This window comes from Neobacillus niacini (assembly GCF_036961885.1).
Classification (GTDB): Bacteria; Bacillota; Bacilli; order Bacillales; family Cytobacillaceae; genus Neobacillus; species Neobacillus niacini_H.
The window spans coordinates 1,887-15,720 of record NZ_JBALNQ010000003.1; the positions used below are offsets into that span (position 1 = coordinate 1,887).

15 protein-coding genes are annotated in these 13,834 nt (G+C 36.3%); 10 read left to right on the forward strand and 5 right to left on the reverse strand.

Features of this window, described 5'->3' with window-relative positions; translation table 11 throughout:
- Window positions 1-88: 88 nt before the first annotated feature.
- The gene (gene aspA / locus V7124_RS02040) at window positions 89-1,510 is read left to right on the forward strand and encodes an aspartate ammonia-lyase (RefSeq protein WP_335409319.1); all 1,422 of its coding nucleotides are present in this window, start codon (window positions 89-91) and stop codon (window positions 1,508-1,510) included.
- A 48-nt stretch (window positions 1,511-1,558) separates the two neighbouring features.
- On the opposite strand, the gene V7124_RS02045 is transcribed toward aspA, so the two are convergent.
- From V7124_RS02045 to V7124_RS02060, 4 genes are all read right to left on the reverse strand, one after another.
- Window positions 1,559-2,029, reverse strand: coding sequence for a CBS domain-containing protein (locus V7124_RS02045; protein ID WP_335409321.1), 471 nt, complete (start codon window positions 2,027-2,029; stop codon window positions 1,559-1,561).
- A 94-nt stretch (window positions 2,030-2,123) separates the two neighbouring features.
- On the reverse strand, window positions 2,124-2,474 hold the full coding sequence (locus V7124_RS02050) for a hypothetical protein (protein ID WP_335409322.1): 351 nt from the start codon (window positions 2,472-2,474) through the stop codon (window positions 2,124-2,126).
- Between the two features lie 83 nt (window positions 2,475-2,557).
- Window positions 2,558-3,571: an aspartate--ammonia ligase gene (gene asnA / locus V7124_RS02055; RefSeq protein WP_335409323.1), complete on the reverse strand. Its 1,014-nt coding sequence runs from the start codon at window positions 3,569-3,571 to the stop codon at window positions 2,558-2,560.
- 170 nt (window positions 3,572-3,741) lie between these two features.
- Entirely contained in the window at window positions 3,742-3,948 is a 207-nt protein-coding gene (locus V7124_RS02060) for a methionine aminopeptidase (protein WP_335409324.1), read from the reverse strand.
- Between the two features lie 29 nt (window positions 3,949-3,977).
- Here V7124_RS02060 and V7124_RS02065 point away from each other — a divergent pair, with 29 nt between their 5' ends.
- The 4 genes from V7124_RS02065 to V7124_RS02080 all read left to right on the forward strand — a co-directional run bounded on the left by V7124_RS02065 (window position 3,978) and on the right by V7124_RS02080 (window position 6,828).
- A complete protein-coding gene (locus V7124_RS02065; protein ID WP_335485401.1) occupies window positions 3,978-4,223 on the forward strand; it encodes a hypothetical protein in 246 nt (81 codons plus the stop codon).
- A gap of 104 nt (window positions 4,224-4,327) precedes the next feature.
- Window positions 4,328-4,675: a PadR family transcriptional regulator gene (locus V7124_RS02070; RefSeq protein WP_335409326.1), complete on the forward strand. Its 348-nt coding sequence runs from the start codon at window positions 4,328-4,330 to the stop codon at window positions 4,673-4,675.
- The gene (locus V7124_RS02075; RefSeq protein WP_335485404.1) at window positions 4,656-5,294 is read left to right on the forward strand and encodes an HAAS signaling domain-containing protein; all 639 of its coding nucleotides are present in this window, start codon (window positions 4,656-4,658) and stop codon (window positions 5,292-5,294) included. The genes V7124_RS02070 and V7124_RS02075 overlap by 20 nt, the downstream gene beginning before the upstream one ends.
- A gap of 73 nt (window positions 5,295-5,367) precedes the next feature.
- Window positions 5,368-6,828: a DUF4153 domain-containing protein gene (locus tag V7124_RS02080; protein WP_335409330.1), complete on the forward strand. Its 1,461-nt coding sequence runs from the start codon at window positions 5,368-5,370 to the stop codon at window positions 6,826-6,828.
- A gap of 72 nt (window positions 6,829-6,900) precedes the next feature.
- Here V7124_RS02080 and V7124_RS02085 read toward each other — a convergent pair whose 3' ends face one another.
- On the reverse strand, window positions 6,901-7,692 hold the full coding sequence (locus V7124_RS02085; protein WP_335409331.1) for a TIGR00266 family protein: 792 nt from the start codon (window positions 7,690-7,692) through the stop codon (window positions 6,901-6,903).
- A gap of 316 nt (window positions 7,693-8,008) precedes the next feature.
- Between V7124_RS02085 and V7124_RS02090 the strand changes: the two genes are divergently transcribed.
- The 5 genes from V7124_RS02090 to V7124_RS02110 all read left to right on the forward strand — a co-directional run bounded on the left by V7124_RS02090 (window position 8,009) and on the right by V7124_RS02110 (window position 13,832).
- A complete protein-coding gene (locus V7124_RS02090; RefSeq protein WP_335485406.1) occupies window positions 8,009-9,757 on the forward strand; it encodes a SulP family inorganic anion transporter in 1,749 nt (582 codons plus the stop codon).
- A 23-nt stretch (window positions 9,758-9,780) separates the two neighbouring features.
- The gene (locus V7124_RS02095; RefSeq protein WP_335409335.1) at window positions 9,781-10,137 is read left to right on the forward strand and encodes an ArsR/SmtB family transcription factor; all 357 of its coding nucleotides are present in this window, start codon (window positions 9,781-9,783) and stop codon (window positions 10,135-10,137) included.
- A 135-nt stretch (window positions 10,138-10,272) separates the two neighbouring features.
- Window positions 10,273-12,087, forward strand: a complete 1,815-nt coding sequence (locus V7124_RS02100; RefSeq protein WP_335409337.1) for a TIGR04190 family B12-binding domain/radical SAM domain protein — start codon at window positions 10,273-10,275, stop codon at window positions 12,085-12,087.
- Between the two features lie 167 nt (window positions 12,088-12,254).
- Window positions 12,255-12,455, forward strand: coding sequence for a cold-shock protein (locus V7124_RS02105; RefSeq protein WP_007083969.1), 201 nt, complete (start codon window positions 12,255-12,257; stop codon window positions 12,453-12,455).
- A 171-nt stretch (window positions 12,456-12,626) separates the two neighbouring features.
- Window positions 12,627-13,832: an exonuclease SbcCD subunit D gene (locus V7124_RS02110; protein ID WP_335485410.1), complete on the forward strand. Its 1,206-nt coding sequence runs from the start codon at window positions 12,627-12,629 to the stop codon at window positions 13,830-13,832.
- Window positions 13,833-13,834: the final 2 nt, after the last annotated feature.

The window sequence follows — 13,834 nt, forward strand, 5'->3', positions numbered from 1 at the left end:
CCTGTAGCGCAAATCAACAACCAAGTTTAAAACAGCTTAAGTAAAAACTGTAGATGAGTATCGAATGATATTAGAAAAGGGGATTCAAATGGCAGCAGAAAAAAGAATCGAAAAGGATTTCCTAGGACAAAAAGAAATACCGGTTGAGGCGTATTATGGGATTCAAACGATTAGAGCGATAGAGAATTTTCCGATTACAGGCTATCGTATCCATGATTCATTAATTAAAGCATTGGCAATGGTAAAAAAAGCAGCAGCCATTGCTAATATGAATACCACTCGATTATATAAAGATCTTGCTAATGCCATTATTACGGCGGCAGATGAGATTATTGATGGAAAATGGGACAATCAATTTATTGTTGATCCGATTCAGGGTGGTGCTGGAACATCCATGAATATGAATGTCAATGAAGTCATTGCAAACCGTGGACTTGAATTACTCGGTCACCCAAAAGGTGATTACTTTCATTTAAGCCCAAATACACATGTAAATATGTCACAATCTACAAATGATGTGTTCCCAACGGCTATACATATAGCAACGCTAACACTTTTAGAAAAGTTACTCGTAACGATGGAAGATATGCAAAAGGTATTTAAACAAAAAGCAGTTCAATTTGAAAAAGTAATCAAGATGGGTAGAACTCATCTTCAAGATGCAGTACCTATTCGGCTTGGACAAGAATTTGAGGCATATTCGAGGGTCCTAACTCGTGATATTAATCGAATTAAACATACAAGAGAGCATTTATTAGAAGTGAATATGGGTGCGACAGCTGTAGGGACAGGTTTAAACGCAGACCCGAAATATATTAAAGATGTAGTAAAACAGCTTGCTGAAATCAGTGGATTTCCACTTGTTAATGCTGAGCACCTTGTGGATGCCACCCAAAATACCGACGCGTATACAGAAGTTTCAGCTACACTGAAAGTTTGTATGATGAATATGTCGAAAATTGCGAATGACCTTCGCCTAATGGCTTCTGGTCCACGTGCTGGTCTCGGTGAAATCAGACTTCCTGCACGGCAGCCAGGTTCATCTATCATGCCTGGGAAGGTTAATCCTGTAATGCCTGAGTTAATTAATCAAATTGCCTTCCAAGTAATTGGAAATGATCATACCATTTGTCTTGCTTCTGAAGCTGGTCAACTAGAATTAAATGTGATGGAGCCTGTTTTAGTCTTTAACCTGCTACAGTCCATCAGTATCATGAATAACGGGTTTCGTGTTTTTACAGATCATTGCTTGGCAGGTATTGAAGCAAACGAAGAGCGCTTAAAAGAATATGTAGATAAAAGTGTAGGAATTATTACAGCAGTAAATCCACATCTTGGATACGAAGTAGCTGCAAGAATTGCCAGGGAGGCAACCCTAACTGGGAAATCCGTTCGGGAGTTATGTTTAAAGTACGATGTGTTAACAGAAGAGGAATTAGACATTATCTTGAATGTATATGAAATGACCGAGCCAGGAATTGCAGGAGAAGAACTACTCGACAAAGATTAAACGTTTCCAAGTTTATAAAAAAAGCGAACAGCTCCTGTTCGCTTTTTTCTAATTAGCAGAAATCGCTTGGAATTCTTTAAAAGTATTTCGAATAATATCCCCACGACTTATGATTCCAACCAAAACACCATTACGTTCAACAGGGACCTTTTTAATCTGTCTTTTTCCTAGGATTGCTGCGATATTTTCAATATCCTCATCCCATGAAACTTTTATTACCTTTCGTTTAGCTAATTTCATTACATTTAAATTTAAGAGCCTTTGTTCTCTTTCCTCGAAATTTTCATAATCACCCATAATTACGATTGGATAATAGAAAGTATCGAGAACTTTGTCTGAATGTTTTCCAATATATCGCATTATATCTCCATCGCTAATAAAGGCTACAACTTCATTTCGATCATTGACTACAGGAAGACCACTGATACGGTGAGTAATCAATTTTTCAATTACTGACTTTACAGTATCTGTTTCTTTAACTTTGTGTACTTGGCTGATCATTACTTCATGCGCTTTCACTGAAAAATCCTCCTAAAAAAGGTTGAATAATACAATTATATATCAAAATAAAAAGAACCGCACGAGATGTTCCTGTGCGGTTTTTCAAAATTGATTATTTTTCACTTTTATTATCATTCTTTTTATCTGCTTTTCTTTCACTTAATCCTCTATAAATTTGCGTGTACAAACTGCTTTCTTTAACGTGTTCAAGAAAAAATGGACCAATAAGCTCCAAATATTCTTCATCATCAAAAAGCCTTTTGTTTTCTAACTCCATTTCTCCCAGACCATCGTATGTCGATAGTAATGCATAGGTATGATCTTCGCCTGAAATAGGGGTAAGGATCTCAACATGATGGTTATAGTTTTCATTCCTGAATTTTTTTAATTCTCTTAAATTGTCTATCGCTTCTTTAAACATATCCTGTTTAATAACAAACGTCTGGTATACAAATACAGACATTAATAACACCCCCAGAGTTATATAAAGCATACATATCTTTATAAATCCCCAAAAAGGCTGTATTTAATTCAAGATACTAAAACCTACAGGAGGGTTATATTTGCTTGGCTGCAGTTTTCAATAATTTCATCGTTCCAGACTGAAACCTGAACTTCACCTATGTGAACTTTCTTAAGAAAGAACATACATATTCTAGATTGTCCAATTCCACCGCCAATTGTATAAGGCAACTCACAATTAAGAACGGCTTGGTGGTATTCTAAGGAAGAGCGCTCCTCGTTTTTCGATAGCATTAATTGTTTCATTAGCGCATCTTCATCTACCCGAATACCCATAGACGAAACTTCAATCGATTGATCTAATGTTGGATAATAGATAATAATATCACCATTTAGTGTCCAATCATCATAGTCAGGTGAGCGGCCATCATGCTTTTCTCCTGAGTTTAACTGTACACCAATTTGCATAATGAACACAGCGCCATATTGTTTGGCAATTTTATCTTCTCTTTGCTTTGGTGAATCATCTGGATATAAGTTCTCGAGTTCTTGAGTGGTAATAAAATGAATGGTTTCAGGTAGAACTGGCTCCAATACAGGATAAAGGTCGTATAAATAATCTTCTGTATTTTTAAAAACCTGATAGATTTTTTGTACTTCAGTTTTTAAGGTCCCTAAAGTCCTTTGATCTTTTAAGATAATTTTTTCCCAATCCCACTGATCCACATAAAGGGAATGCAAATGATCTAAAACTTCATCACGTCTTATCGCATTCATGTCTGTGTATAGCCCTTCACCGAGTGCAAAACCGTATCTTGCCAATGCCATCCTTTTCCATTTTGCCAATGATTGAACGATTTCAATATTGGTATTCTTAATATCTAATGCTTCAAAGGAAACCATTCTTTCAACACCATTTAAGTCATCGTTTAAGCCTTTTCCCGATTTTAAAAGAATCGGTGCAGAAACTCGTGTTAAATGTAACTTTTCTGCTAATGAACTTTCAAAGAAATCTTTCGTTTGTTTTATAGCAACTTCAGTTTGTAATAGATCTAATTTGGAAACGTAACTCGTGTTTGTAGATAGTGAATGCGGCATATAATTAAAAAACCTCCAGTAAAGTACTTAATAATGAACTTTGTTTATTTATACAATCATACATATAGGAAAAGAATATTCTGAAATTATAGCAAAATTATGTTCAGCTTTCTACATGTTTGTAAAAAAAATATCCCTTCACCTTGTAAAGGAGGTGAAGGGATATTTTTTTATCGCAACTGATCCCAGTCAGAGTATGCTCCGCTTCCTTGGCAACCAGGACATTCCACTGAATTATAATAGGCAAATTCATTATAGGGATAAACTGTAAAGCCTCTCCCGTAGCAATCAGGGCATTTACCTTGATTCATCATATGAGATACATGATTTTGATATCTTGTTTCTCTCCATTGGTTAAAGGAGTTAATTAATCCCATTTTTTTCACCTCATTGTTTTTTATTTAGTATGTTAAAAAAGTGGAAAATTTATGCAGATGTATTATTTTCTGCAGGATTAACAAAACTAATTGCAAGAGGTGATTGTATGAGTAAATGGAATGAGCAGGCTGCACCAAATAATAATATTCCACCAAGAACCATCAAACCATATGAAGTACTAGACCAGCTGGGTGAACATGAGTTTTCAGAGGAGTTATCAGATGGCGGTGAACGTAACGAATTTATCCAAAATCAGAAAAAAGTAAAGAAATAGTCAAATGTGGTGGCGATCAAATAAATCGTCACTTTTTTAATTTACAAATACAAAAACTTAGTGTAGAATTTCTATGTACCTAATAATCCTAGGTAGGTGATAAAATGTTTAATCGTGAATTGGTAAAAGGAAGCACATCATTAATCTTACTCCAATTGTTAAATGAAAGAGATATGTACGGCTATGAGTTGGTAAAAGTTTTAGAACAGCGTAGCGATAATGGCTTAAGTGTTAAAGAGGGAACATTATACCCAGCACTGCACAAGCTTGAAAAACAAGAGTATATTGAATGCTATTGGCAGGAGCAGGAAAAGGGTCCAGCACGCAAATATTATAAGATTACTGAAGCAGGTAAAGATGTTCTGAATGAAAAAACCCGTGAGTGGCAGGATTTTGTGAAGGTGATGAACAAGGTAATAGGGAGATCGAAGCATGGAACGGCCGAAGAATAAGTTTTTAGCAGAGCTGGATGATGGGCTTGGAAACCATCAAGATAAGAAAAATATTCTTCTGGAATATGAAACACATATAGATGAAATTCTTATTGAATCTTATGATTGTACAGATGAGAATGAACTGATCGAGCGCATTAATTCAAGATTGGGGACACCGGCGGAAATTGCAGCATGTTGGAAAGAGGAGCTTTCTGTAACTCCAAGTAATATGAAATGGTTGTTTATCGCTATGAATATTCTCTTTTTTGGGGGAGGAAGCTTGTTAACCTTTTTCCATAATGTTTTTCAATGGAATTTGCTTACGGTAATTTGGGGTCATTTAACAGCTATCCCCACCTTAATTGCCTTTATTTATATGTTTTTTTGGGCATTGCTCGGTTATGAAATTGGGAAAGGTTTTGGGCATGGAGGAAGAAGGCTATTGAAAAAGACGTTTTTACTTTCGCTCATTCCAAATCTGTTGTTAATGGTATTAACCGTTTTTGAAATTATCCCGCATTCTTGGTTTGAACCTTTATTAACCAAAACGTTTATTATTGCTTGTATCATATTTACCATCCTTTTATATCCAATTAGTTGGCTTGGATATCGATGGGGTAGGAAGGCTTCGATATGAGCATCTTTTTTTACTTACATACATAGAATAACTATGTATGTAGAATTTCTATATGAAAGGAAGAGGGAGTGTAATGGAATTGAAAATAGTCAAAGCTGATTGGATATTTTTATTGCTATGTATGGTGGTCGGAATAATTGCAGAGGAAGCTTTTTTTCGAGCTGAAATCGGCATTTCATACCTGTTGTTTATTACTGCTTTTTATGCCTTGTTTTTTTATCGCTATCGGGGATTTTCTTTTTCTCATCAGCGATTCGGTTACCTAATCCTCATCTGTATTTGGATATTAGCAGCCAGCTATTTTTTGAATGATAATCAATTCTTTTTTGCTTTGAATATACTCGTAATTCCTGCCCTTGTATTTTTTCACCTAGTAGTTGTTACGAGTCAAAAAAATATGCGTTGGAACAAGCCGGTCTTTATAACATATATGTTTTCGAGATTAGGAGCCGCATTAAAGTATAATTTTATTTTTGCATCCTTAATAGGAAAGGTACTAAGGCAGGGACTGGACGAAAGTAAATATCAAGTATGGAAAAAAGTATGTATTGGGATATTGATCTCAGTACCTGTTTTGTTTGTGGTCTTAGGGTTACTGATGTCAGCAGATAGCCAGTTTGAAAGGTTGATTGGGGGAATTCCACACTGGGTCCAGTTAATCAATGGGGAAGTAGTTTTTAGAATAATGGTTGTTTTGTTTTATACATTTGCTTTCTTTGGTCTCATGCAGGCTCTTATAAAAAAACAAATAAATGCAACGATGGGAGATGGAAATAACCAGACTTTTAGATTCGATGCCATCATTACGATAACTGTCCTGGTGCTAATAAATGCAGTCTATGTCCTTTTTACGATTGTCCAATTTAAATACTTCTTTAGCGGGTCTTTGCAGGGAGATTTCACGTATGCTGAATATGCTAGAAAAGGATTTTTTGAACTTTTATTTGTAACATTAATCAATCTTTCGATTACTATTCTCGTTTTAACTTTTGTTGATAAGACAATTAATTTTATAAAAAGACTTATTCAGATCCTGCTTACTGCCCTTGTGCTTTCGAGTGCAGTGTTATTAAGTTCTGCTTTCATGCGATTAAGCATGTATGAGGAAGCATATGGGTTTTCTTTTATTAGAATCATGGCACACTCGTTTATGATTTTTCTTGTCGTCATTTTCACCTATACTTTAATAAAAATATGGATGGAAAAACTGTCATTGTTTCACTTTTATTTTATTAGTTCATTACTCTACTACACAGTAATGAATGTAATCGATGTAGAGAAAATGATTGTCTCAAAGAATATAGAACGGTATGAACAAAGTGGAAAAATTGATATTCACTATTTAAATAGCTTATCTTATACCGGAATCCTCGGATTAATTGATCTTTATGAAGAAAATAAACAGCTTCCAGGATTAAAGAATATGTTAGTAGAGCGAAAAAACGAAGCTAAGTTTGATAACATTCCTTGGCAGTCCTATAACTTGAAAAGAGTTCAAGCTAATCAGGAATTAAGCACGCTCCATTTGGAATAGTTCAAAATGGGAGTTATATTCACGTTAAAAAGGCAAGATCTGTAAAGATCTTGCCTGCTTTCGTTTGATTGCTTAATCACCATTAAACATCTCAAAAACACCTCTTGCGATGCTGCCTTCATCCTTTTTCCCACCACGGTGTGGTGCTGCAGCAAAGACCCTGCTAGCAAGTCGGCTAAACGGAAGGGACTGAATCCAAACTGAACCTGGACCTCTTAGTGTTGCAAAGAATAAGCCTTCTCCTCCGAACAGTGCAGTCTTGACTCCTTTTACAAATTCTATATCATAATCAACGCTGCTAGTCATTGCCACTAAACAGCCTGTATCTACTCTTAATGTCTGTCCTGGAAGCAATTCCTTTTTTGTAATCGTTCCGCCAGCGTGAACAAATGCGAGTCCATCACCTTCAAGCTTCTGCATAATGAAACCTTCACCGCCGAAGAACCCAGCACCAATTTTTCGTTGAAATGCAATTCCAACAGATACTCCTTTAGCAGCTGCAAGGAAAGCATCCTTTTGACAGATGATTTTCCCACCTAACTCACTTAAATCCATCGGAATGATTTTACCTGGGTAGGGTGATGCAAAAGAAGCATGCTTTTTGCCATGGCCTTGATTGGTAAATGCGGTCATAAATAAGCTTTCCCCAGTAATAACCCTTTTGCCTGCACTAAATAGTTTACCCATTAGTCCACTTTCATTGTTACCAGAGCCATCTCCAAATATCGTTTCCATATGTATGTCATCTTCCATCATCATAAAACTGCCGGCTTCAGCAATCACGGTTTCATTTGGATCAAGCTCAATTTCAACAAACTGCATATCATCACCGTAAATTTTATAATCGATTTCATGATTATTCATCATTTTCCCTCCCATTCCTTTATAAGTATATTTTAATGGAGATAGGAAGAAAATGCTATTTTCTACATAAAAAAGACGTCTGCATACACAGACGTCTTTGCGTATTGAGGCGAAAAACCACACTCCACATAGTGCGCTCCATAAAGGAATGTTTCTCGACTTACACAACTCAGCTCATCGCTAGATAAATATAACACAGGATCAGGGGACAATACAACTGGGAATTTTTTATAAAACAAATGACTTGATTATTACTTCAAATTCCTCTATATTCAAATAATCAGATATACAAATTAAAAAGATAAGAAGGGTGAATATGTTTAGTGACAAAAGATTCCATAAATATTCCTTAAGTAAAGTACCAACAGACGTCCTGTCCGGACTCATTGTAGGTGTCATTGCCATACCGCTTGGGATGGCTTTCGCTATTGCTTCAGGGGTGAAGCCAGAATATGGAATCTATACATCGATTGTTGCCGGAATCCTTATTTCCTTATTCGGAGGATCAAAGTACCAAATTGGTGGTCCAACAGGTGCGTTCATTCCAATATTATTTGGAATTGTTATGACGTATGGGTATGAAAACCTATTAATAGCGGGCTTTTTAGCTGGAGTTATGCTTGTCTTAATGGGAATATTTAAGCTTGGATCATTAATTAAGTTCATTCCAAGGCCAGTAACAATTGGATTTACAACGGGGATAGCTATTACCATCTTCACAGGACAGATTTCTAGTTTCCTAGGGTTGACTGGAATTAAGAAACACGAAGAATTTATTAATAATTTGAAAGAAATTATTATTCACATGGACACAATTAATCTATTAAGTATCCTAACAGCAATCATATGTTTAGCAACCATTATTTTGACGCCTAAGATTGCTCCTAAAGTACCAGGTCCACTTATTGGATTAGTTGTTTCAACAGTGATTGCAACTTTGTTTTTTCCCAATCAGGTAGCTACGATTGGAACGGCATATGGTGAAATTCCAAGTACATTGCCAAAGCTTCAAATACCTGATTTGAGCTTTGAAATGATTATTACTCTATTAAAGCCAGCGTTTATTATTGCGATGCTTGGCGGAATCGAATCCTTGCTTTCAGCAGTTGTTGCCGATGGGATGACAAATAGTAAGCATAATAGCAACAAAGAACTTATTGGACAGGGAATTGCAAACATGGTTACTCCACTTTTTGGAGGAATTCCAGCAACAGGGGCTATTGCTAGAACAGCTACGAATATAAAAAATGGGGCTGTCTCCCCATTATCAGGTATTATTCATGGGGTTGTAGTTTTGCTCGTTTTACTTTTTTTCGCTCCCTTTGCCTCATATATTCCGTTAGCTAGTATGGCGCCAATTTTAATGGTAGTTGCTTGGAATATGAGTGAACGAAAAGTATTTGCCCATATTTTCAAAACAAAATCTACGGATTCTCTAGTGTTAGTGGTTACCTTTTTATTAACGGTTTTTGTAAATTTAACGACTGCGGTTGAAGTGGGTTTAGTACTGGCAGCGATTCTTTTTACGAAGAGAATGAGCGATTTGATGAAGACATCAAAAGCATTGCCAAATCTTCAGCATAAACACGAAAAGGTCGAGACTCAAATGGTATCTGACTCGCATGATTGTCCGCAGGTAAGTATATATAATGTAGAAGGTCCATTGTTCTTTGGAGCAGCTCAAACTTTTGAAACATCGATTATGAATACGATTAATTATCATCCTAAAATTCTTTTATTACGGATGAGCAGAGTACCATTTATGGATACTACTGGTGAAGCAATTTTAGCTAGTATTGTTTCTCATTTTTCAAAAACTGGTATAGTAATTATATCTGGTATAAACGAACAGCCTAGAAATGTAATGATAAGAACAAGCTTATATGATGTTATTGGTCAAGAGCATTTTTTTGAACACACTGGTGATGCCATTCAGTTTGCGTTATCACAGCTGGACCGGAATAAATGTCTTGGCTGTAAACACTTCGCGTTTAAAGAATGTAAGAAGCTTTCGGCTTCAGGAATGATGGATAGCAGCAAAACGAAGCTCTCGGCTACTTACTAGAATGGATTAAGGAAGTGAATGGATTGAATCTTGAAATGCAGCAATTTAAGGCGGAGTTTTTCAAAGCCCTGGCACATCCTTTGAGAATCCGCATATTAGAACTGTTGGCAGAAGGGGATAAAAATGTAAATGAAATTCAAACCCTTGTTGGCAGTGAAGGATCTGCTGTTTCGCAGCAGTTGACGATTCTAAGAGCAAAAAATATTGTTTCAGGCACAAAAGATGGGAATAAGGTTATATATACATTAAAAGATCCAATGATCATTGAATTACTAGCTGTGGCTCGACAGATTTTTAACAATCATCTAGTTGATACGATTACTATACTTGATAAATTTAAAGATGAAGATGAAGAAGTAGTAGCAATACCGAAGAATTAACGTTCTTCGGTATTGCTATGTTTTTTATAAGGAAAATAATGTTATTTTATTTGTAATATTTTAACCATCATTTACCTAGTTTCTTATATTACTATAAAGGTGTAATCAAATATAAGGAATTTAGGAAGTGATCAAATGATTTACGACTTGGTACTGCTGCATCCACCTACTGTCTATGATTTTAGGAAAGAAATGCTTTTTACCGGTCCAATCAGCGATGTTGTTCCATCTTCACCTGTTTTTGAAATGTATCCAATTGGATTGACGAGCATTGGAGACTACCTTGAGCGCTTTGGTTTAAAAGTAAAGATCATTAATATTGCAAATCGAATGCTCTTAAATTCTAAATTTGACGTTGAAAAGAAAATCCGGAAAATAAAGGCCAAGGCTTTTGGAATTGATTTACATTGGCTTCCACACGCCCACGGTAGTGTTGAATTAGCAAAAATCATTAAGAAGTATCATCCAGATACTCCGGTTATGTTCGGGGGGCTATCGAGCACCTATTTTCATAAGGAATTAATTGAATATTCATGTATAGATTTTGTTGTTCGCGGTGATACGACTGAAAAATTAATCTTAATGCTGCTAAATAAGTTGGAGAAAAAAGAGGTATCGGACTTTGCAGATATTCCTAATTTAACTTGGAAAAGAAATAATCAATATTTTTATAATGAACTCACCTATGTTCCAGATAGTCTGGATGAGTTTAACTTACCAGGATATCGTTATATTATCGGTTCAGTCTTTAAATATTTTAATCTCTTAGATGCACTGCCATACAAAGGGTGGCTGCAGTATCCTAACACTGCGATCTTAACCTCAAAAGGTTGTAATTATAATTGTTTAATCTGTGGGGGCTCTAAAGATGCCTACGAACTTAACTGCAACCGGAAAAAGCTTGTTATGCGTTCCCCAAAAAGAATGCTTGAAGATATTGCTTTGATTCAACGATTTACACGAGCGCCAATATTTCTTTTAAATGATATCAGGCAGGGGGGAAAAGAGTACGTTGATGAGTTTCTAGATGGTTTATCAAAAATGAAACTAAAGAATGAAATCGTATTTGAACTGTTTAATTATGCGGACGAGAAATTTTTTGAAAGATTGAATATGGCTATACCTAAATATAGTATTGAGCTTACACTTGAATCGGCAGATGAAGATATTCGCAAGTATAATGGAAAGTTACCTTGTACAAATGCTAAAGTAATCGAAATGCTCCAATTTGCATTAAAGCATGGCTGTGCTAAAATTGACCTATTTTTCATGACGGGTATCCCAAATCAAAGTTATCAAAGTGCGATGAGAAATGTTGATTTTTGTGAAAATATTCACAAAGAATGTGAAAGAAGTTCTCGGATTTCTTATTTTGTGGCACCACTTTCTCCATTTCTTGATCCCGGCAGCCCAGCATTTGAGAACCCAGAAAAATATGGCTATAAAAAGTTTTGTAACAAACTAGAAGACTTCCGTGAAGCTATGAAACAGCCATCATGGAAAAATATGCTAAGCTATGAAACCAACAGCATGACTCGAGCTGAAATTGTAAAAGCAACCTACGATTCAGCATTAAAACTTAGCGAATTTAAATGTAAAAATAAAATCATTACGAAAGACGTTCATGATGAAGTGAAATTAAAAATTGAAAAATCTATTGAGTTCCTTGACCGACTCGATGAGATTGAGCTCCTTCCAGAGAAAGAAAGACAAAGAGAACTTGCCATTATTAAAAAAGAAGTGGAGCAGATTAATCGCCACAGTATTTGTGGTGAGAATGAACTGAAATGGGAGGTCAAAAAGCTGTTTGCAAACTTCCCATCACTAACGTTGATTGGCGTAGAATTACTCATTAAAGATGTGATTAAAGATTTAAAATGTAAACTTGGAAAAATAGACAGGAATACGGTGATGGTCACAAATTCACAGGGTAGTCAGAACCGAAAATAATCCAGGGCCTACGGCGCCCAACCCCTTGTAAAGTCTGATTTTTTCTGGGTGAAATCAGGAATCGTACATTGACGAATTGACTGAAAAGTGTTAAAATTTAGTCAGCCGTTGCAAGTTGGTTAATTTTACAAATGGCTTATTTTTAGTCAATAGGAGGATTTTTTTACATGAAAAACGGTAAAGTAAAATGGTTTAACTCAGAAAAAGGTTTCGGATTTATCGAAGCTGAAGACGGAAATGACGTATTTGTTCACTATTCTGCTATTCAAACAGAAGGTTTCAAAACTTTAGAAGAAGGTCAAGAAGTATCTTTCGAAGTAGTTGAAGGAGCTCGTGGACCACAAGCTGCTAACGTAACTAAGAAGTAACCAACTAAATCAATTATCAACAGCCCGACCAATGCGTCGGGCTGTTTTTTGCTGTTAATCGATAAAAATCTTCACCCTGCATTACCTTTAATTGCTTTGTTTTCCATCCACTTTTAAGTTGGTATTTTGCTATAATAGTAGTTATGAGGAATTAAAGATGAGGTGAATGGGATGAAGTTTTTCCATACTGCGGACTGGCATTTAGGGAAGCTAGTTCAAAATGTATATATGACTGAAGATCAGCGTCATGTTCTTAAAGAGTTTGTCAAAGCAATTAAAGAAGAAAAGCCGGATGCTGTTATTATTGCGGGGGATTTGTACGATCGCGGGGTACCGCCAACGGAGGCTGTTAATTTATTAGACGAAGTGCTGGAGACGATTGTTTTGCAATTAAACACTCCAGTATTAGCGATAGCAGGGAATCATGATAGCCCAAGCCGACTTCATTTCGGCAGCAAGATCATGAAGTCCAATGGCTATCATATGGTAGGTCAAATTTCCAAAAAGTTAGAGCCTGTAGTTCTTAAAGATGAGCATGGGGAGGTACATTTTCATTTAATACCATATGCTGACCCGAGTATGATTCGATATGTATTTGAAGACGAGGAAGTCAAGAATCATAATGATGCGATGAAAAAAATTACCGATGTAATTGCAGCGAAAATGAATCCTAATGCTCGGCACGTCTTTGTTGGCCATGCCTTTGTAACACCAGCAGGAGAAAAAGAGGACAATACAAGCGAGTCAGAACGACCACTTTCGATTGGCGGTGCAGAGCATGTTAGTGCCGTCAACTTTGAAAAATTTCATTATACAGCACTAGGGCATTTGCACCAAGCCCATTTTGTTCTAAATGAAACGATCCAATATTCAGGCTCACCACTAAAGTATTCGATTTCAGAGGAAAAGCATAGGAAAGGCTTCTTCGTTGTGGAAATGGATAAGGCTGGTAAGGTTACGCTAGAAAAACGGTTGTTAACTCCGGCTCATGATATGAGAACGGTTGAGGCGAGAATGGAAGACCTATTAAAGCAGCCCACAAACGAGGATTATGTATTTGTTCGCTTGCTAGATGAAACGCCGATACTTATGCCAATGGAGAAGGTTCGCTCCGTTTATCCAAATGCGATGCATGTCGAGCGAGTAATCCAGTCTCCTATCGTGAAGGATGGAGAAGCGACGGAAAGCATAGCTAGAACGAAAATGGACGATTTATCCCTATTTAAAGCATTTTACCAAGAAGTAAAAGGAACAGCTCTAGCAGAAGAAACGGAAGGTATATTTTTAGAGGTCCTTCAAGAGCTAGTTCAGAAGGATAGTGAGCGCTATTCTGGAAAAACCGCAGTCACAACAAATCAAGCAGCGAAGGGAGAGTAACC

What these genes read in the sequence shown, in the direction of transcription:
- V7124_RS02050 (WP_335409322.1), bottom strand. Translation starts at nt 2,474, where the DNA reads ATGTCTGTATTTGTATACCAGACGTTTGTTATTAAACAGGATATGTTT.
- V7124_RS02060 (WP_335409324.1), bottom strand. Translation starts at nt 3,948, where the DNA reads ATGGGATTAATTAACTCCTTTAACCAATGGAGAGAAACAAGATATCAA.
- V7124_RS02110 (WP_335485410.1), top strand. Translation starts at nt 12,627, where the DNA reads ATGAAGTTTTTCCATACTGCGGACTGGCATTTAGGGAAGCTAGTTCAA.
- V7124_RS02100 (WP_335409337.1), top strand. Translation starts at nt 10,273, where the DNA reads ATGATTTACGACTTGGTACTGCTGCATCCACCTACTGTCTATGATTTT.
- V7124_RS02090 (WP_335485406.1), top strand. Translation starts at nt 8,009, where the DNA reads ATGTTTAGTGACAAAAGATTCCATAAATATTCCTTAAGTAAAGTACCA.
- asnA (WP_335409323.1), bottom strand. Translation starts at nt 3,571, where the DNA reads ATGCCGCATTCACTATCTACAAACACGAGTTACGTTTCCAAATTAGAT.
- V7124_RS02085 (WP_335409331.1), bottom strand. Translation starts at nt 7,692, where the DNA reads ATGAATAATCATGAAATCGATTATAAAATTTACGGTGATGATATGCAG.
- V7124_RS02065 (WP_335485401.1), top strand. Translation starts at nt 3,978, where the DNA reads ATGTTAAAAAAGTGGAAAATTTATGCAGATGTATTATTTTCTGCAGGA.
- aspA (WP_335409319.1), top strand. Translation starts at nt 89, where the DNA reads ATGGCAGCAGAAAAAAGAATCGAAAAGGATTTCCTAGGACAAAAAGAA.
- V7124_RS02075 (WP_335485404.1), top strand. Translation starts at nt 4,656, where the DNA reads ATGGAACGGCCGAAGAATAAGTTTTTAGCAGAGCTGGATGATGGGCTT.
- V7124_RS02105 (WP_007083969.1), top strand. Translation starts at nt 12,255, where the DNA reads ATGAAAAACGGTAAAGTAAAATGGTTTAACTCAGAAAAAGGTTTCGGA.
- V7124_RS02070 (WP_335409326.1), top strand. Translation starts at nt 4,328, where the DNA reads ATGTTTAATCGTGAATTGGTAAAAGGAAGCACATCATTAATCTTACTC.
- V7124_RS02080 (WP_335409330.1), top strand. Translation starts at nt 5,368, where the DNA reads ATGGAATTGAAAATAGTCAAAGCTGATTGGATATTTTTATTGCTATGT.